General features: G+C 61.2%; 20 protein-coding genes. 10 read left to right on the top strand and 10 right to left on the bottom strand.

Features of this window, described 5'->3' with window-relative positions; genetic code table 11:
* The gene (locus QTI68_RS02300; protein WP_286519415.1) at positions 1-981 is read right to left on the bottom strand and encodes a tripartite tricarboxylate transporter substrate-binding protein; all 981 of its coding nucleotides are present in this window, start codon (positions 979-981) and stop codon (positions 1-3) included.
* 120 nt (positions 982-1,101) lie between these two features.
* Positions 1,102-2,082, bottom strand: coding sequence for a LysR family transcriptional regulator (locus tag QTI68_RS02295; RefSeq protein WP_286519414.1), 981 nt, complete (start codon positions 2,080-2,082; stop codon positions 1,102-1,104).
* A gap of 110 nt (positions 2,083-2,192) precedes the next feature.
* Between QTI68_RS02295 and QTI68_RS02290 the strand changes: the two genes are divergently transcribed.
* The 5 genes from QTI68_RS02290 to wrbA all read left to right on the top strand — a co-directional run bounded on the left by QTI68_RS02290 (position 2,193) and on the right by wrbA (position 5,104).
* Positions 2,193-2,741, top strand: coding sequence for a 4-hydroxylaminobenzoate lyase (locus tag QTI68_RS02290; RefSeq protein ID WP_286519413.1), 549 nt, complete (start codon positions 2,193-2,195; stop codon positions 2,739-2,741).
* A 3-nt stretch (positions 2,742-2,744) separates the two neighbouring features.
* Positions 2,745-3,455, top strand: a complete 711-nt coding sequence (locus tag QTI68_RS02285; protein ID WP_286519412.1) for a nitroreductase — start codon at positions 2,745-2,747, stop codon at positions 3,453-3,455.
* A 55-nt stretch (positions 3,456-3,510) separates the two neighbouring features.
* On the top strand, positions 3,511-3,915 hold the full coding sequence (locus tag QTI68_RS02280) for a cupin domain-containing protein (protein WP_286520200.1): 405 nt from the start codon (positions 3,511-3,513) through the stop codon (positions 3,913-3,915).
* Positions 3,912-4,367: a carboxymuconolactone decarboxylase family protein gene (locus QTI68_RS02275; protein ID WP_286519410.1), complete on the top strand. Its 456-nt coding sequence runs from the start codon at positions 3,912-3,914 to the stop codon at positions 4,365-4,367. Before QTI68_RS02280 ends, QTI68_RS02275 begins: the two co-directional genes overlap by 4 nt.
* A 134-nt stretch (positions 4,368-4,501) precedes the next feature.
* The gene (gene wrbA, locus QTI68_RS02270; RefSeq protein WP_286519409.1) at positions 4,502-5,104 is read left to right on the top strand and encodes an NAD(P)H:quinone oxidoreductase; all 603 of its coding nucleotides are present in this window, start codon (positions 4,502-4,504) and stop codon (positions 5,102-5,104) included.
* 481 nt (positions 5,105-5,585) lie between these two features.
* Here the strand turns inward: wrbA and QTI68_RS02265 are convergent, their stop codons facing one another.
* The 4 genes from QTI68_RS02265 to QTI68_RS02250 all read right to left on the bottom strand — a co-directional run bounded on the left by QTI68_RS02265 (position 5,586) and on the right by QTI68_RS02250 (position 10,638).
* Positions 5,586-7,052, bottom strand: a complete 1,467-nt coding sequence (locus QTI68_RS02265; protein ID WP_286519408.1) for an amidase — start codon at positions 7,050-7,052, stop codon at positions 5,586-5,588.
* 97 nt (positions 7,053-7,149) lie between these two features.
* On the bottom strand, positions 7,150-7,965 hold the full coding sequence (locus tag QTI68_RS02260) for an AraC family transcriptional regulator (RefSeq protein WP_286519407.1): 816 nt from the start codon (positions 7,963-7,965) through the stop codon (positions 7,150-7,152).
* Positions 7,966-8,621: 656 nt separating this feature from the next.
* Positions 8,622-9,158 (bottom strand): carboxymuconolactone decarboxylase family protein, encoded by a 537-nt coding sequence (locus QTI68_RS02255; RefSeq protein WP_286519406.1) that lies wholly within the window; start codon positions 9,156-9,158, stop codon positions 8,622-8,624.
* Positions 9,159-9,951: 793 nt separating this feature from the next.
* A complete protein-coding gene (locus tag QTI68_RS02250; protein ID WP_286519405.1) occupies positions 9,952-10,638 on the bottom strand; it encodes a M24 family metallopeptidase in 687 nt (228 codons plus the stop codon).
* 126 nt (positions 10,639-10,764) lie between these two features.
* Here QTI68_RS02250 and QTI68_RS02245 point away from each other — a divergent pair, with 126 nt between their 5' ends.
* Positions 10,765-11,730, top strand: a complete 966-nt coding sequence (locus tag QTI68_RS02245; protein WP_286520198.1) for a GlxA family transcriptional regulator — start codon at positions 10,765-10,767, stop codon at positions 11,728-11,730.
* 525 nt (positions 11,731-12,255) lie between these two features.
* Here the strand turns inward: QTI68_RS02245 and QTI68_RS02240 are convergent.
* A complete protein-coding gene (locus tag QTI68_RS02240; RefSeq protein WP_286519404.1) occupies positions 12,256-13,713 on the bottom strand; it encodes an aminotransferase-like domain-containing protein in 1,458 nt (485 codons plus the stop codon).
* Positions 13,714-14,115: 402 nt separating this feature from the next.
* Between QTI68_RS02240 and QTI68_RS02235 the strand changes: the two genes are divergently transcribed.
* Together QTI68_RS02235 and QTI68_RS40105 are read left to right on the top strand one after the other, a co-directional pair.
* Positions 14,116-14,352 (top strand): hypothetical protein, encoded by a 237-nt coding sequence (locus tag QTI68_RS02235; RefSeq protein ID WP_286519403.1) that lies wholly within the window; start codon positions 14,116-14,118, stop codon positions 14,350-14,352.
* Positions 14,353-14,389: 37 nt separating this feature from the next.
* Complete coding sequence (locus QTI68_RS40105; protein ID WP_353506390.1) at positions 14,390-14,818, top strand: excalibur calcium-binding domain-containing protein; 429 nt, start codon at positions 14,390-14,392, stop codon at positions 14,816-14,818.
* On the opposite strand, the gene QTI68_RS02225 is transcribed toward QTI68_RS40105, so the two are convergent.
* Together QTI68_RS02225 and QTI68_RS02220 are read right to left on the bottom strand one after the other, a co-directional pair.
* Positions 14,700-15,122, bottom strand: a complete 423-nt coding sequence (locus QTI68_RS02225) for a P-loop NTPase family protein (RefSeq protein ID WP_286520237.1) — start codon at positions 15,120-15,122, stop codon at positions 14,700-14,702. The two genes, QTI68_RS40105 and QTI68_RS02225, sit on opposite strands and share 119 nt — an antisense overlap.
* Before the next feature lie 18 nt (positions 15,123-15,140).
* On the bottom strand, positions 15,141-15,704 hold the full coding sequence (locus QTI68_RS02220; RefSeq protein WP_286519402.1) for an AAA family ATPase: 564 nt from the start codon (positions 15,702-15,704) through the stop codon (positions 15,141-15,143).
* On the opposite strand from QTI68_RS02220, the gene QTI68_RS02215 reads away from it, so the two are divergent.
* The gene (locus QTI68_RS02215) at positions 15,695-16,075 is read left to right on the top strand and encodes a hypothetical protein (protein WP_286519400.1); all 381 of its coding nucleotides are present in this window, start codon (positions 15,695-15,697) and stop codon (positions 16,073-16,075) included. The genes QTI68_RS02220 and QTI68_RS02215 overlap by 10 nt on opposite strands.
* Before the next feature lie 27 nt (positions 16,076-16,102).
* Here the strand turns inward: QTI68_RS02215 and QTI68_RS02210 are convergent, their stop codons facing one another.
* A complete protein-coding gene (locus QTI68_RS02210; protein WP_286519399.1) occupies positions 16,103-17,041 on the bottom strand; it encodes a LysR family transcriptional regulator in 939 nt (312 codons plus the stop codon).
* 123 nt (positions 17,042-17,164) lie between these two features.
* On the opposite strand from QTI68_RS02210, the gene QTI68_RS02205 reads away from it, so the two are divergent.
* Positions 17,165-18,166, top strand: a complete 1,002-nt coding sequence (locus tag QTI68_RS02205; protein WP_286519398.1) for a Bug family tripartite tricarboxylate transporter substrate binding protein — start codon at positions 17,165-17,167, stop codon at positions 18,164-18,166.
* Positions 18,167-18,187 lie beyond the last annotated feature (21 nt).

Here is an 18,187-nt window from a genome sequence, read left to right as displayed (position 1 = left end):
TCAGTCCTCGGAGCGGAAACCGGAAGCCTGCACGATGGGACGCCAGAACTCCCGCTGCGACTGCAGCTGCTTCGCATACTCGCCGGGCGGAAGCGTCAGGGTTTCCAGGCCGACCTGTTCCAAGGCCGAGCGAAGCGCCGGATCCTTGGCGGCGGTAACAATGGACGCGTGCACCGCCTGCACGGTCGACTCGGAGGTCCCGGGTGGCGCGAAGATCCCATAGTTCTCCACCCCGACGACCTTTGGGTATCCCTGCTCGATGAAGGTTGGTGCCTTTGGCAGGAAGGCGGAGCGCTTCTCGCCGGAGACGCCAAGGATCCTGATCTTGCCCTGTTGCAGGTAAGGCAGGAAGTCGGCAACGAACCCGAAATACGCCGGGATCTGCCCGCCGATCAGGTCCTGAATCGCCGGTGCGGATCCGCGATAGCCCACGTGTTGCAGCTTCAGACCCGCAGTGTCGGAGAGCTGGTATCCGAGGAAGTGCGCGAAGGAGCCGGCAGCGGGCGACGCAAAGGTGGCGGAGCTCGGCGTGCGACGCACCCATTCGACATATGTCTGCAGGTCGTGAACGCTGGCCGGCGCAGCGCTGCTCACGGCAAACGCACAGGTCGCCGTGACCACTGGCGACACCGGCACCAAGTCTGCCGCTGGATCGTACGCGAGCCGCGCATAGACGTGCGGGTAGATCGTGAGCGCGGATGCGTGTGTGCACAGGAGCACACTGCCGTCCGCGCGCTCACGTTTCAACTGGCTGTTGGCGATGCGGCCGGCGGCCCCCGCCCGATTGTCAACGATGTACTGGCGCCCCTGCTTGCGCCAGGCCTCCGTCAGGTGGCGTGCCGTCGTGTCGAGAGTTCCCCCCGGGGGATAGCCGACGACCAGCTTGCCCACGCCCGTCTGGGACAACGCCGGCGGTAGCCAGCCCGCGGCCGGCACGGCCAGGGCGATCCGCGCAAAAGCGCGCCGATTGATTGCGTCCATTCCGCACCTCGCTTCGCTAAATGATTGGTATGGCCGAATCATGGTCGGCTGGCGCGCGAGTTGGAACTGAAGTCTTTGCAAGGGTAAAGTGCATGCCATTCAATTTGCCCGTTTGCGCCGCTAGCCGAGCGCGTCCTCGGCGACACGTGCCATTGCGGCCACCGCTTCGCGCAGCCAGACATGGCCCTCGTCGTGTTCGTCGCGGCGGTGCCAGACCGCCCGGATGGTGGACGTTCCTGCCTGATAAGGGGGTTGCCGTCGCAGCAGGTCGCTGTTCTTCGCCAGTGCCATGGCAAGCGAGGCGGGCACGATGGACAACATCTCGGTCTCGCGCAGCAGGGCGGGGATGGCCAGCGAGTGTGGAACTGTCACGCGCGCGCGCGGGACCTTCTGCGCCGTAAGCAGCGCCTCCTCCAGCGCGTGGCGGTCGAACATCTCGGACTGCCGCGCAAGGCCACGCTCCAGAATGAAGCCGCCCACCGCGCCTTCTTCCTCGCCCCCAACCGAAAGCGTGACCAGCGGGAATTTCGCCATGTCCTGGAGCGTGAGCTTGCGGCGCGAAGCAGGATGCCCCTTGCGCATCAGGATCGCTTCGCCCTGCGACATGAGGGTGCGGGAGTTCAGCCGGCCAGGCACCTGCGAGAAGATGCCGATGGCCAGATCGATGCGGCGCAGGTCGATCTGCTCCGCGAGGTCGAGCCGGGTGAAAGGACGGATGACGAGGTCCACGCCCGGTGCCGAGCGCTGCAGCTCGCGCGAGAGCGGTGCGACGATGACTGTCGTCAGGTGGTCATTCGCGGCGATGACGAAACGCCGCGTCGATTGTTGCGGAGAGAACGGCTCGACGCCCAGTGTGGCCTCGATCCGCCGCAGCGAGTCGCGCAAGGCAGGGGCCATCGCCGCGGCACGGCCGGTGGGGACCATGCCTTTTCCCGTGCGCATGAAGAGCTCGTCCCCCACCAGTTCACGAAGCCTGGCGAGGGCATGGCTCACCGCTGACTGCGATATGTGCAGCCGCTTGCCTGCGAGGACCAGGTTGCGTTCCTCGTACACGGCATCGAAGACCTTAAGCAGGTTGAGGTCGGTCCGACCGATGCTCATGTTCGTCCTCCAGCTAATGAACGGCATGCATTATGGGCTTGCAGAGAGATCAGTTCCGTTTCCGGGGAGGCTTGCCCATCATTGCGACCAGCCAATCAGGAGCTCACACCATGATCACCGAAACACTCATACAGGACCGCGAGGCCTTGATCGACCGCTGCATTCCCTTCCTCGCGGAAGTTAAGGACATGACGGCGAGCACCGAGGTCGAGCGCTGGCTGAACCAGAAGTACGGGCCGGACAGCGAGCTGTACCAGACGCTCGCGAGCCTCGTGAAGAAGGGTGTGGAAGACGGCTGGGCGGCGAATGTGGAGATCGACGGCCCGCACTACCGTCGCAGCCGCATCGCCGAACCTTCGGACAAGACCCTCCACTTCAGCATCACTGCGGTGTACATGAACAGCACGGGGAACGAGCAGGGCCATCCCGACCACCGGTTCCGCGGCCAATACCATGGCCACCCCTACGGCGAATTCAACATGGTTGTGCCCGTCACGCCCGGTGCAGCCTTGAACGGTCCGAACGGCTGGTGCTTCGGCGGGTGGACCGCGCCCTCGCCCGGCAGCCAGCACTATCCCGAAGCGAAGGGAGGCGCCGTCATCGCGCTCTTCTTCCTGCCTTCGGGCCGGATCTCGTATCACGCCGCGCCGCAGGAGTGAGCCATGACCACGAACCCTCGTGAATGGGCCCAGGAGGCCGTCGCGCAATGTGTGGCGAGCGTCGTGCGCTCCCGCCGGGCGGTGCGCGCCTTCAAACAGAAACCGCTCGAACGCAAGCTGGTGGAGGAGATTTTGTCGGACGCGGCCACCGCGCCGAGCGGCGCCAACGTCCAACCCTGGCGGGTGTATGTCGTGACCGGAGCGGCCAAGGAGGAATTGGCTGCGGCGCTGGTCGCGGCGTCGCGGTCCGGGACGACTCCCGCGCCCGCGCACTTTCCCGAACCGCTGCCCGAGGTGTTCCGCGCCAGGCTGCAGGACTTCGGCGCTCGGTACTACGCATCCCTGGGTATCGAACGCAGCGACGCGGCGGCACGCACCCGCCAGTCCGAACGGAATTTCTCGTTCTTCGGCGCGCCAGTCGGCCTCCTTTTCAGTATCGACCGCCGCCTGAAGCCGCACAGCTGGATCGATCTCGGTCTCTTCGCGCAGAACCTGATGATCTCTGCCAAGGCGCGGGGCATCGACACTTGTCCGCAGGTCTCTTTCGCCCCATTCCACGACGTGATCGCCTCGCATGTCGGGATGGCACCTGAGGAAGTGACGGCTTTCGGCATGTCCATGGGCTACGGCGACCCCGATGCACCCGTTAACCAAACGGCGATGTCGCGCGAGCGCGTGCAGGATTTCGCTCGCATGGTCGGCTTTCCCGAATGAACCTAGGAGAACTCACTTGAAGAACACGCTGCTCGCCTGCGTCGTCGCGGTCACGATGGGCGCACTTGCCCCCGCTTCCGTCTCGGCCCATGAGACGACCGAGAAGGTCACCCCCGCATTCCGGCAAGCCATCCCCAACATTCCCGGAAAGTCGCTCATCTCAGTCGTGGTGGACTACGCGCCCGGCGCTGCATCGCGTCCGCACGTGCACGCGAAGTCCGCGTTCATCTACGCGTACGTGCTTTCTGGCGCAATCGAATCTCGGATCGACGACGGCCCTGTGCAGGTCCTGCATGCGGGGGAAAGCTTTTATGAGCCCCCGGGCGCAAGACACCTCGTAAGCCGCAACGCGAGCAAGACCGAGCCTGCCAGGTTGCTCGCTGTCTTCGTGCTGGACACCGGGGACGCCCCTCTCACTACTCCCACTACCTCAACCGAATCTTCGGAGAACAAGCCATGACCATGCGTCTCGACTACAACCAACTCGCTCCCGCTGGCGCTAAGGCGCTCGGCACCCTCTATGGCTACGTCGCGCAGAGCGGCCTCTCGCCCGCCCTCGTGGACCTCGTCTACCTGCGCGTGTCCCAGATCAACAACTGCGCGTTCTGCCTGGACATGCACACGCGCGACTTGCTGAAGAAGGACTTGCCGATCGAGAAACTCGCGCTGCTGCAGGCATGGCGGGAGGCCGGCAATCTCTTTGACCCGCGGGAGCGGGCCGCACTCGCCTGGGCAGAGTCGGTGACTCGCGTCGCCGACACCGGCGTGCCGGATGAAGACTACGAAGCCGCGCGCGACGTCTTCGCCGAGAAGGAATTGGTGGACCTCACCCTGGCAATCGGGCTGATGAACACCTACAACCGTATGGCGATCAGCTTCCGCAACACGCCGCAGGCCGTCCTGAAGAAGTAGACCCTCGGGCTCGATCCGAGCCAATTCACCCGCAACTCTTCGTCGCACCGTTGCCGATCCCGCAATGGTGTCGCCGTGTGGCGGCCAATACTTTGGTGGCCTTTCCCAACGAATCACCGAATACCTGAAATCAAATGGCAAAAGTCCTCGTCCTGTACCACAGCTTCTACGGCCACATCGAGACCATGGCGGCAGCCGTAGCGCTCGGTGCGCGCAGCGTTCCCGAGACCGTGGTGGACTTGAAGCGGGTGCCCGAAACGGTGCCCCCGGACGTGTTCCGCGGAGCGGGTGGCAAGGCCGACCAGGCCGCCGCGCTCGCGAAGCCCGAAGAACTCGCGAACTACGACGCGATCGTCTTCGGCGCTCCCACCCGCTTCGGCAACGTCAGCGCACAGATGCGCACCTTCATCGACCAGACTGGACCGCTCTGGATGAGTGGTGCACTCGTTGGAAAGGTAGGGTCCGTGTTCACCTCCTCGGCAACCCAGCACGGCGGCCAGGAGAGCACCATCCTCACGTTCCTTCCGACCCTGCTGCACCATGGCATGGTCGTGGTCGGCCTGCCTTATGCGGAGAGGCGCCAGATGGGCATCGACGAGATCAAAGGCGGCAGCCCGTACGGGGCGGCAACTATCGCCGGTGGCCAGGGCGAGCGCATGCCCAGCGAGCAGGAGTTGGGCATGGCGGAGTTCCAGGGCCGTCACGTCGCCACGATCGCGACTAAGCTCCACGGCTGAAGCACGCGCCGATCCTGCCGGAAGGTGCGGGCGCCGATCGCGGAAAAAGACGGTGCGCCGGCGGCATTGCATCCTGGATGCAGTCTCGAAGACTCGAGGCATGGCTGCCGTGCGGTGGGATGCGGAGGGCGCCCCGCAGGCACTGCGCTCCGCGCCATTTGACATCGTGCTGGTCCGCATGCGCACAGCATCGTCCAGGTTGCGAAGCCGCTGCAAAAGCTTCTCTGCAAGGACCGGGAGGACTCACATCCTGACCCTCAGCCACAAGCTTCACAACGAGAACGCCGCATGAAGGACACGAAGCCCTATACCGAACTCTGCACTCGCTCGCTCACCTCGATCCACTATCGCAACGAGAGCTTGGTCGAGGACAACCTATTGCAACTCAACACCTCGGGGATTCTCCGTTAATTTGATCAGTAGGCCGAGTCTGCATCGTTGCATGGTGGCGGAGGTGCAGCCCATTGAAGGGCGTTCGCGGCTAGAGCCCAAGTTCTTCCATCAGAGATGGCCAGTGATGCTCCCAAGGACGTGCGCGCTCGAAAGCACGTGACGCCTTCAGAACAAGCCTGTCATCGAGATGGCGGCCAACAATCTGAAGTCCCACTGGGAGGCCATCGCGGGTAAAGCCCGCAGGTACCGACGCGGCGGGTTGACCCGTCATGTTGAAAGGAAATGTGAAACAAATCCAATCAGAGTTGCGCCCCATACGGCCCTCGATAACTTCCGGACCTTGCATATGGACCGGGAACGCGGGCGTTGCAAGTGTTGGCGTGAGCAGCAAGTCAAAATCCGCCATGAAGCGCCACATGCTGTTGCAGAGTTTCTTTCGCTGGGTGTGGGCGGACGTTAGCTCTTCGGCGGTCCATGGCCGACTCAGGAAATCGGCAACATTGGGCGCCATTTCGTGCTCGCGGCCTTGGCTCATCCGGCGCAAGCCCGTGAGATCCGTGTCCGCGGCTGTCAGCGCCCAGAATGTGCCTGCGATCGCAGGGCCCCAGCCCGGGTCGGCACGCTCGACCACGCATCCCAACTCCTTCTCGAAAACGGCGACCGCATCGCGCACGACACGGCGTACTTCCGGGTCAACGGCTGCAAACCCCAGGTCTTCGCTGTAAGCAATGCGAAGGTCGCTTACGTCGCCCCGAACGGCATCTAGCCAGTCGATGTCTCCGGTGGGGATCGAATGACGATCGCGCGGATCCGGGCCGGCAATCACACTCAGGATGAGAGCGGAGTCCGTGACAGTTCGAGTCATGGGACCGATATGCTCCAGCGTCTCCCAACTAGAGCCGCCGGGGTACCGCTCATCACGACAACTCGGGTACAAAGGAACACGTCCCATGGAGGGCTTTATGCCGTACAGGCCGCAGAAAGACGATGGAATCCGCACCGAACCGCCACCATCGCTGCCAATCGCGCACGGGCCCAAGCCGGCAGCGACCGAGGCCCCGGCTCCGGCGCTCGATCCTCCCGGCGTCAGCTCAAGGTTCCAAGGATTCCGCGTCGTTTCGAACACGGGGTTATGGCCGGTCCCGCTATAGCCAAATTCCGGCACATTGGTCTTGCCAACAATGATGGCCCCGGCTGCCTTCAACCGTTCGACGACAATGTCATCCTCTTCGGGAATGAAGTCCTTGTAGAGGGGTGAGCCCATCGCGGTCTTGATGCCTTTGGTCGATACGAGATCCTTGATGCCGATGGGCACGCCTGCCAACGGCCCGATCACCTCTCCACGGGCAATCTTGGCGTCGACCTTTGCCGCGGCTTGCCTGGCAAGGTCCGGAGTCGATGTACAGAAGGCATGAATATGCGGCTCGACCAAATCCATGCGTCGAAGCACCGCTTCGGTAGCTTCGAGCGCTGAAATTTCTTTTGCCCTAATTCGGCGAGCCAGCGTAGTGGCGTCCAACCTGCATATTTCGTTGTCTCCTGGCTTGATCGACATTGGATCTCCTCGCAGTTGTAGGTCGTTGCTTGCCAGACTCTAAAGGAGCATTCACACCACCACCTGCGGAAAGTTGCGCTACATGTCGAAAATTGCGTCAACGCACGCTCGCGCGGAATCGCTGTGGGCTCGCCCCCATGTGACGAGCAAAGGTGCGAGAGAAATGACCTGCATCACCAAAGCCAGCTTCCAATGCGACCTCAGCCACGGGCATCGTGCTTGATATCAGTAATGCGCGCGCTTTCTCCAAACGTCGCAGCAAAAGATAGTGGTAAGGTGTGTACCCAGTGGACTGACGAAACAGGCGAACGAAATGAAAGCGACTCATCTCACAAAAACCTGCGAGTTCGGGAAGCCCAAGATCATCGCCGAGCCTCGCTTCGATGAGGTCGAGAACGGCGTTGAGCTTGTTGGTCGAAAGCCCTGTTCGAACTTTCGAATCCGCGGATCGCGCGCCACCGCGACCAGTCAATGCACTCAAGATAGCGGCCTGGTAACTTTGCAACAGGAGCGTGGAGCATGGCTCCTGCGCCTTTGTCCGCATCCACAGGCGCATGATGATCTCGTAGACCATCGGATCAATGAAGCCGCGATCCATTACGGCCCATAAGCTAGACATGGGATCGGGCGCGTCGAGCTCCTTCAGGATTGCGTGCACATCGGTCATTGGAAATGCGAACATGACCGTGAGCGACTTGCCATTGACCCGCCAAGCATATGGGGTGTCGGGCGGAAGAACATGCAGCGGCTGAGGCTCCGAACAAAAGTGATCGCGCCACCCGGTTCCAAGATTGAACAAAGCTTCCGTTACACGGAACTGCGGTACAGCCATAACCATCAGGTCGGGGGTTCCCGGGTTCAGGAATTCATGCGCGGGAGCGTACCGGTTGGCGACTATGACGCGCCGCTCCAAGGACGGCTGCAGGCTGTACGTCGAGTACACCAAATCTGCCCCCTGGTTTCGCAGTATGTCCGGGAGGTCGGGTGGTCTGTCGGTCATATCGAGAACGCGTAGTCGTAGATGGCAATTCTCCTCGAACAAGCTCGCGCGGCGCCCGCAGCCTGGTGAAGGGCGTTGAGGGTCTTACGTGTCCTGTGCCGTGTCTAACGAGTTCTATCAGCGCGCTGGTTAACCCGGAGGCATCGCCGGATCATCTTCGCGAGAGTGGTCTCGATCCTCCTGAGTCGGCCCGCTGCGATGTAGGTCTGCAACCACCCATTCGGACAAGCATGCGAGGCCGAGGCCTGCCGAAGCAGCGTGCTTGATGGCCTCCGACTGCCAAGCTCAATACTGCGCGGGTACGAACGTAGGTGAGGGAGCAGTATGCTGACGCAGGACTTGGACTTGCTCAGCATTTCCCCTAAAGCAGCCCCTAACATCACTGGAACTCCAGCCGTCAATGGGTCATTCGTTGACGAGCGTGTCGATACGCCGCGACCAACTTGGCAGACTAGCCAACACCTTGATGATTGGAGCCGCGCTTTCGATTGTCCTTTTCGCTGTTGTCTCGAAGGCGGCGCTTCTCATAGGCGTGCTCTACGTTCGCGTCGCAGGCGCTGCGCTTCGAGCTAGTCTGCGGCAGGAAAGTCGAGCGTCGTGTCATTGATACGGTTGAACAAGTTGGTCAAGGCAATGCTGGCTACAGTCATCGTGACGTCGACAATTTGCGCATCGGTGACACCTGAATGCTTGATCTCTGCTACTACCTCGGCTTGGACTGGCCCGGTGGTTGTCAGCAGGTGGAGTACAAATTTGGCCAACGAATCATTGCGCGCATTGCCCGACGCCCGGCCCTGACGCAACGCCAGAATGGCTTCACGATCCAGGCCCAACTTTTTGCTCAGCAGCGTGTGTGCAGCGAGGCAATAGTCGCAGCCGGTTGTCTCGCTAACGACGAGCTTAACGACTTCGATATCTGTGGCGCTCAAGCTACTCTTCTTCAGCGATGCCTCAAGACTGAGAACTGCCTCCAGTGCGACCGGACTATTGGCCCCAATTGCAATGTATGAGTTCGGCACCTTGCCGACACTTGCTTTGACCGCGCTAAACAGTTCGGCCGCGCGCCCTGTGGCTTCGGACATTTCGACGGTATGGAGACGAGACATGATGTTTTCCTTGCAGTAGTGAGAAGATGGGCGAATGAAGCGCCGCGTGCCCTGCAGCTGACCGAGTCAGACTTCTGCGAGAGCTACGCTTTGATTGAGCAACAACGGGCGTGCGAGTACTCGGAAAGCCGATCCACCACCCGATGCGAAACAAGGGCGCTCGCCGCCGGTGATGGGCACGCCATTGCGATTTGAACGCCGCTCAGACTAGGCATTCTGGGCTTTGCGGCACTTCGTATCATGGTGACGAGAACCTTATGCAGCGATTTGCTGCGACGCTCAGGAGGATCAATCCGCATTCACGTAACGGATACTAGGCCATGCAAATTCGCGTCCGAGCATGGCCCGCGCATATAGATAGTTGTTTCGGGTACGCGTGGGCATGGCGTCCAGATTCACCAAACCGTTTTCGTCGGAGGGAAACGCGAGCGCCCTCCCAGAATGGGACAGGGATTCGAAGTGCAAGAAAAAGAACGCTCTTGGTGCGGCTTCCGCCGCTGGAGAACGGGATTGGTCCGCCCGAACGGATCGCGGTGATTCATGAAGCGAGGCATGCATCCTGCAGCTCCTGCTTTAGCCGTGCAACGCCGTCCGCACGAATGTCAAAGAAGAGGGATCGTCCGGCGTGTACGATCCAAACGGAGACCAGGGTCTGTGGGGAGTTCCTTGACGAGACGATGAGAGGTGCGATGCAACGGGCGGCTCACCACGCGCGGTGGCCAGCTCGCCGATGATCCGCAAAGATCAAGTTGAATGGAACTGAACTCTGTGCTCCATTTAGATTGAACATCATTCATTGCTCGTAGAAGCGGTCGTCCAGGAGCAGGTCCTCGAAGAACGCGCCGAATCGACGCTCCGGATCGCGCAAGTGGATCTCAAGCACCCACCGTGAGGGCGACGGCGAGAACGCGGCCTGCGCCAGCGAACCTGTGTGAATCGCCGCATGAGGGAAGTCGGACAGACGGTGGCCAGGCAGATCGAAGTTCAACTCCCAGCCCATTTGCCTCGCGCGCTCTTCGGCGTATTCGTAGAGACGGGTGCCAGTCCAGTTGTGCCGCCGCCAGGCTGCGCGAACTTCGTGGAACAGTTCCTCCGCGTTGCGTGCGCAGCGATCCAGTTCCTGGTCGCGTCCGACCACGAAGGTCGCGCCGCCGTCGCCTTCCCATGCTTCGTAGCGCGGGGCGATGTCCACGAAGAAGATGTCGTTCTCCTTCAGAACGACGCCGGGCACAGAAGGCTGTTTCATCGCCTTGATGGTGTTGATGCCGAACCGCACGCGCACCGGGTGCCAAGTCGCACGCAGACCCAACTTTGCGAGCACGCTCTTGGCGAGTTCCACGGCGTCTTCCTCGAGCATCCCCGGGCGCACTGCTTCAGCGATTTGCTGGATTGCTGTACGGGTGAACTGGCGCGCAGCGAGCATCCCGTCCTCCGAAAATGCGCTTCCAACGCGCTCTGCTTCAGTGATTGATGCGTTCATGGTTTCCTGCCGTGGGTTGAGTCGCCGCGTGGCGTGAGTTGCCGTTGCGGGAATTTTCCGCCACAATCGATTCGGCCGGTTTGCCCGATACCGGTGTTTTCCGCCAAACTTGCAGCGACTTCCGCCATGCGCATAGGACTCCTTGCTTTTCCCGGCTTCCAACTGCTCGATGTCTCGGGTCCCGCGGACGTGTTCGCTGAAGCGGCACGGCAGCTGGGTGATCCCCGGGCTTATTCCGTGGAGGTGATCGGCACTGAGCCGGGCATGCTTCGCAGTAGCTGCGGATTACGACTGGCCGTGGATGCCACCGTCTCGACCGTTCGCGGAAAGCTCCACACCCTGCTCGTTGCGGGCAGCCCTGAAGTTGAGGCGCTGCGCTCTGGCCAGGAATTGCATCGTTGGCTGCAAATGCAGTCGCGCTCCGTGCGGCGGTTGGGATCTGTGTGCACGGGAGCGTTCGTCCTCGCGGCTGCCGGCCTTCTGGATGGCCGACGAGCGACGACCCACTGGAACGAAGTTGCGCAGTTGAGCGTCCAGCACCCTCAAGTGCTTCTGGAGCCCGACGCGATTTACGTGAAGGACGGCAGCCTTTACACGTCAGCAGGCGTGACCGCAGGATTGGATCTGGCCCTTGCGATGGTCGAGGAAGACCACGGGCGCGATCTCGCATTGCGCGTCGCGCGGGAATTGGTCATGTTTCTCAAGCGCCCAGGCGGGCAAAGCCAGTTCAGCGCCTATCTTGCCGCGCAGACGGCGGAGAAGTCGCACATTCGGGAAGTACAGGAGCACGTGCTATCGCACCTAATGACCGACCTGTCGGTGCCGCGGCTCGCCATGCTCGCTGGGATGAGTGAGCGAAACTTCACCCGGGTATTCCACGAGGAGACAGGCATGACGCCGTCGCAGTTCGTCGAAAAGGCCAGGATCGATGAGGCGCGGCGCCAGCTGGAGGACTCCGACGATCCCCTGAAGAGGCTTTCAGCGAACGTCGGGTACGCGAATCTGGATGCGTTCAGTCGTGCCTTCAATCGCCGCGTCGGCGTGAGCCCCAGCGAGTACCGAAGGCAATTCTCAGGCAAGACAAGCTGCTAAGACTCAATGCTGCCCGAACCTGACATTCACTTGGTCCTCAACCAGGAGGCGCGCCGCGCTTTGTGATCAAAGTGGTTTCCGCCACATGGCGACGGTCGAAAAGTGGGCGAGCGCCTTTGCTTCACGTGCCGGACGTGTGCGAGATAGTGCTGCTGTCGGACTTAGTTTTTGGAAGGTGCCGTGGCCTCGCCCGTTGCGTTCCGAGTTCCGTCGCGTCCGGTTCAGACCCGGGGAGCTGCGACTTGGACGCCACGAAGTAAGGGCCCGTAATTGGAGAGCTTTGGGTATGCAAATCTCTCAGTTCGCGGTGGTTCGCAGGTAAAGATTGCACCCGTACATCGGGACTTTGCTGCAGCGCCATTGGCGCCGCGGTCCCTGACAGGATCTGCTGACTGGCTTCTCCATCGCCCCTCTGCTTCTGAGCCGAGGTCTACCGATCGGTCCTGGGCCAGAAACGGCGCTCGTGACGTTGAGAGTCAGTCGAAGGAGCCGGACCTCGAACTGCATTGACGCCAACTAGGGTCTCTACGATCGTCCTTTGAAGCTTGGCCCCGATTTTCCAGTTGCGGATTTAAGCTGCGCGTTGGCTAGATCTCCAAGACTCCTGATAGCCCCTTCCAAGCGCGGGTCGCCGAGATACCCGTAGTTAATGCGCAGGTGCCGGGTGTATCGACGGTCGGCTGAAAACAAATGGCCGGGCGCTACGCCTATGCGGAGCCGAAGAGCGTCCTTGTGCAGTGCGAGCGCGTCGACACCTTCCGGCAGCGCGAGCCACAGGAAATAGCCGCCCTCGGGGCGCGTGACCCGCGTTCCAGTCGGAAAGTATCGATCGATATATCGTAAGCAGGCGGCCTGCTGGCGGCTGAACGAATGCCGCAGGGCGCGCAGGTGACGATCGAAACTCTTGTGTTGCAGGTACTCCTGTAAGGCCAGTTGCGAGGGAAGTGCCGTTGCCAGCGAACTCATCAACTTGTTCCGACCCAAGGTAGCTGCGAAGCGACCGCCCGCTACCCATCCGATGCGATATCCGGGTGCCAGGGATTTCGAGAAAGAACTGCAGTGCAGCACCCAGCCGGCCCGGTCCCAGGCCTTGGCCGGTGGCGGTCTTCGAGGCCCATGCGCGAGCTCGCCGTACACGTCGTCTTCGATCAGCGGTATGGCGCGAGTGGCGAGCATGTTGACCAGTTGCTCTTTGGCTGCGTCGCTCATGGTGCAGCCCATTGGGTTCTGGAAGGTCGGCATGAACCAGCAGGCCTTCACCGGATGCTGGTCGATCACGCGAGCAAGAGAGCCGAGATCCACGCCTGTTCGCGGGTGGGTCTCAACCTCGACCGCGCGAAGACCGCGCCGCTCTAGTGCCTGCAACGCAGCATAAAAGGTTGGGGTTTCGATCGCCACGACGTCGCCTGGCTGCGTCACCGATTCGAGCGCAAGATTGAGGGCTTCCATCGCCCCGCTAGTGATGACCAGCTCTGACGCAGGAACATCCATCCCGACGCTGCCGTAACGGAGGGAGATCTGATGGCGCAAAAGGGCGTTTCCTGGTGACAAATCCTCGATGGTCTGCCAGGGATCCATCCGCTTGAGCGCTCGCGTCAGGCCGGCGGCAAGTTGCTCTAAGGGGAACAGCTCTGGCGATGGAAAAGCCGAGCCGAGCGGGACCATGTCGCGCTCGCGAGCCTGTGCGAGGACCTGAAAGACTAGCGACGAGACGTCGACCGACATGGACCCGAGGACGGGTTCGCTGGCGGCGAGTTCGTTGGACGGCACTTCCGCGCGCGCTCGGACGAAGTATCCCGACCGCTGCCGCGCTTCGACAAGCCCTTGCGCCTCCAGCAGGTAGTAAGCAGAGAACACTGTGGACGCACTGATGCCCATCTGCGACTTCAATTCGCGCACGGAGGGAAGGCGATCGTTCGCCTTTAGGTTACCCGCGCGAATGCGCTGAGCGATGTTGTCGGCAAGCTTCTCGTAGCGGTTCATGGGCGTGGGCATCTCATTCTGATACGGTCGTTCTGAACCGCTCCCGAGATTTTCCTATCAGACGTCGGCGTGCCAGCCCTGTCGATCAATCCCATCACTCGCGCGTCCGCCGGAGCGACGACCGGCCTTCTTGGATCTGATACGAAAATTTTCAGGCGATCTGGTTCTGTACGTATCAGCCTGGAAGATGAACACTCCCCAGCACCATGAGAGTGCTTCTGCGGTGCCGGCGGACTGCTCCGCCTTTCGACCGATGTATTTCGTGTCTTTCGACGCGCCTTGCCCGCCCATTCAGTTCACAGCAACTGCGTCGCCAGATTGTTTTCCGTTTCTTCATCGGTCTATTGAGCTACTCGCCGCACTCAGGCTTCGCCGTCTGTCACCTTTAATATTTTTTAGATCATGGAATCAATCCCTATCTCTTTTATTATTTTCAAGGTTCTCGTGCTCAGCGTGGGTATGTATTTGGCCGTCAAGTGGCATTACGACCGGGGACAGAAGGACAAGAATCAAAAGACAGCTGCAGTGGTGCTGACATCTATCAAGGTGGGCGCAGCGTTCGTCGCTGCTGCGTTCCTCATGTTGTTCCTCACCTTTGAAATCTGCATTAGGATGGGTCTGGACCTGGCCATGCCGTGATTGGAGTTTTTTTGTCGTGCATTGGCCGCATTCGGCTATGGAAATTACAACCGGTACGTCTCACAGTCGCGGCCGAGTCCTGCGGTGGCATCACGCGGCAGGCCTCGATGCCCTGTCTAGTGGCTTCCGGTGCGACGGACGCAAGTATTGCTCGCAGATGACGTCATGCACTGAGGCAAAGTTCTACCTCAAGAACTGCCCTGGCACCCAAATGGATGGGAACCAGGATGACGTGCCTTGCGGACAGCAATGGTGCACCGGTCCTCTTCCCTTGAAGGCAGGGTCGAATCTATGCGCGGCAGTCGCCCAAACCACGCCCGAAGCCGCGGCTCGAGGCGACCCGCAGGTCAATGCAGGACGCTTTGAATGTCGTCATCAAGAACGTCAGCTGGTAGGTCGGACATCTTCAAATAGAGCCTTCCGGCATCGACGGCTCGAGCGACAGAGTCCTGAAGCACTTGACTGATCTCGGGTGCCGTCAGATGGGCCAGCTCCTTGGTGATCAGAGGCGTAGGCCTAGCGAACTCGCGGATATTGAGTTGCTGTACCGCAGCAGCTGCAATCACACGCGCCGCTTCTAGCGCCTGGGCCCCAGACGGAGCCAGGATATGGAACTCCCGAAATCGGGAACGTAGCGATTCGGGCACCTTTGCCGGGTCATTGGACGTGGCGATGTAGGTGGCCAGGCTCGCGTCGAACTCGATATCAAGCGACGCATCTCGCACCTTGCTAGCCGTGATCGGTTCAAGAAGTGAATGCAGAGGTGCCAAGGGGTCGTACTGCGATCCTCAGGGCGCCTTGTCCAGCTCGTCAATCAGGAAAACGGTATTGGCAACCGCTCCAAGGCCGATTTGCTGGAAGATGAACCCTTGCGTGGCCGTGCTCCAATGCCGCTCCGTCCCAAGGAGCAGGGAGCTCGTCTGAGCGTTCTCCATGGAATGCCGTCGGATCGGCGTGCCAAGGGCCTGGGCCAGGTCGTTTGCATAGTGCGTCTTGCCCAGCCCGGGCTCGCCCCATAGATGCAGGGGCGGAATCCTCAGGGGTTCGCGCCCTCGGGTCGACGGCGTCGCGCGCCGAGCAACGAAGTCGGTGACTTCGATGAAATGCGGGTGCGCCTCGCGAAGGTAGGCGAGCAACTTTTCCCACTTTTGTGGCCGAAACGCCGGGTTGGCGACATCGCGCAGGGCGCCAGCGAGTTCCAGCTTCTTGGTGAGCTCCAGCTCGCGCTTCTGGTAGTCCTTGTCGCGAAGGGTGGCGATGCTTGCGATTACCCTGAACAGCTCCTCGCCGCGAAGGACCGGGTGGCGCCGATCTCGACGGCGGCGGGCTACCCCATGCTCGAATGTCTTCACGAACGCGACCTGGTTCGGCACAGGTGCGGCCGGGGCCGGAGGGCTGGAACTTTCACCAGATTTCCACACGATTCGCAACCACGGGCTCGGGGTCCGATGCGTTCAAGGCGCTATACAAGGACGCCTTCGAGTTGATGAAGCACGATCCTGAGAACTTGGGGTTGTACTTCGTGGTCGGGATTGCGACCCGGTCCTACGTCCGCAGTTACGAGGATCAAGGGGTGACGGGCGAGTTCGCCGATCGCGCCAAGGGGACCCTGGTGAACTTCAATGCAAAGATCACAGAAGCCCTCGCGAGCACGCCTGAGAAGCGACTGAAGCTGCTGGGTGAGGTCGCGATCGACTACGAGTGGAACGTGCACGATTTCTGAACCCGCGCGCCGGGTCGTCTGATGGACCTACTTGCCGGTTTGCCTGTCTGTTAACGACTCCCGTCGCACGGTGGAAGGCATGAGTTTGGCCACGGTCTGGCGAAGCCAGATGTTTGCGGGGTCCCGATGAAATCGCGAATGCCAGTGCTGCTTGATGACATATCGCGGCGAGGGAAACGGGAGGCGGTACACCTTGATGGATTCCCGCCGCTGGGTTACGAGCGCGTAATGCGTAGGAACCATCGCAAGCAGATCGGTTTCGCTCACGATCTGGGCAACCGCCAGGAAGCTCGGTACCTGGAGCGCGACCTGACGCACGATCCCCTCCGCACGGATCGCGTTCTGTATGACCCCGGTATGCCCCGTACCCTCTGTCAGGACCTCGATATGACGTTCGGCGCTGTACATCTGATCCGTCAAACGCCGTCGTAGCCGCGGATGGGATGCAGCCGCGATGCATCGGAAATCCTGCTCGACCAGGGATTGTTGATAGAAACCAGCATCAAGCTGAGGCATGTAGCCGACTGCAAGGTCGACGAGCCCTTCCTCCAGCCTGCGCCTGCTTTCACTCCCAATGCGTTCCGCGTCGATCCGCACGCCGGGGGCGGATGACTGCAGGGTGTTCAGAAGAGCAGGGAGGAGAGAGGTCTCTCCAAGATCAGTCATGCAGATCCGAAAGGCCCGTCGCGAAGTGGAAGGGTCGAAGCCGTTGGTCCCGGTGAGCGTGCCCTCCAGGCTCTCCCTGATTTGACGAAGCACGGGTTGAAGCTCGTCCGCCCGAGGCGTTGCCAGCATTCCGCGGGACGTTCGGGTGAACAGAGGGTCGCCGTAGAAACCCCGAAGTCGATTCAGCGCCGTGCTGGCAGCGCCCTGTGTCAAACCTAGTCGTTCGGCGGCCTTCGTCACGCTCGACGCTTTGTACACCTCATCGAAAACGGCGATCCATTCGAGGTCAAGTGCGGCCATTTCAGAGCTCCGAGATATCAAGAATTTCGATAGATGGTATCCGGGCCGCGTGTTGCCGGAGCCGTTTGCTGCGGACAAGAATCTCTCCGAGACATTCACCTAATCACAACCGGGAGTCACTCCATGGCGCTGCTTGCACATCGATACTTGGCCGCTTCTGTTCTCACTGCTGCGCTTGCCCTGGCCTTCGTAGGGGGTGCAGAAGCTGACACTGGAGGACCATCGTTTCCCTCGAAGCCGGTGACGATCCTCACGACCTTCTCGGCCGGGAGCGGTCCCGACACCATGATGAGGGCGGTCGGTGAAGTATTGAGCGCAAAGTGGAAGCAGCCTGTCTTGATCGACAACCGGCCGGGGGGCGCTGGGTTCATTGCGATCAACGCAGCGAAGGCCGCGGCACCTGATGGTCACACCATCCTGATGCACGATGGGGACGCCATGAGCGCCTTGCCTACGCTGTTCAAGAGCAGGAACTTTCGCGTCTTCGACAGTTTTGAGCCGGCAGGGGCCTTGTATAGCACCCCGTTCTTCGTCGTGGTGGCGGCAAGCTCCCCGTGGAAGAACGTCGGCGACCTTCTTGCAGCGGCCAAGGCGAAGCCCGATGCAGTGACTTACGGAACCTGGGGCGTCGGCACGACGGCGCATCTCCAGTCAGCGATGCTCGAGACTGCTGCTGGCGTCCAGATGCTTCATGTTCCCTACAAGGAGATGGGACAGCTTTACACAGCCGTGAGCACGGGGGAGACGGACTGGGCACTCGGCGCAATGGCTTCGACTCAATCGGTCTACGAGGGTGGGCGTGTGAAGTATCTGGCCATCGCGAGGTCGCGCCGCCTGTCGTCGCTCCCGAATGTCCCAACCCTAGCCGAGGCGGGGGGGCCGCCGAACGTTGAGGCCAGCGGCGTTGTGGTCTTGCTCACGCCCAAGAACACGCCAGCGGCCATCAATGACCGGATCAACCGCGACGTCAACGCGGCAGTCGATAGTCCGGAGGTGCAAGCGCGCTTCAAGACTTTCAACTTCGAAGCCGTGTCCTGGACCCCTCAGGAACTGCGTCGCCAGCTAGACGCCAAAGCTGCCGGGTACCAGGGCGTTGTTGCCCGATACAACATCAAGTTGGACTGAGAGCGCTCCATGGAAAGAGGA

It is taken from the genome of Variovorax sp. J31P207 (assembly GCF_030316965.1).
Taxonomy (GTDB): domain Bacteria; phylum Pseudomonadota; class Gammaproteobacteria; order Burkholderiales; family Burkholderiaceae_C; genus Variovorax; species Variovorax ginsengisoli_B.
The sequence above is the reverse complement of the archived record's forward strand: the minus strand, read 5'-3'. Positions and strand labels throughout refer to the sequence as shown.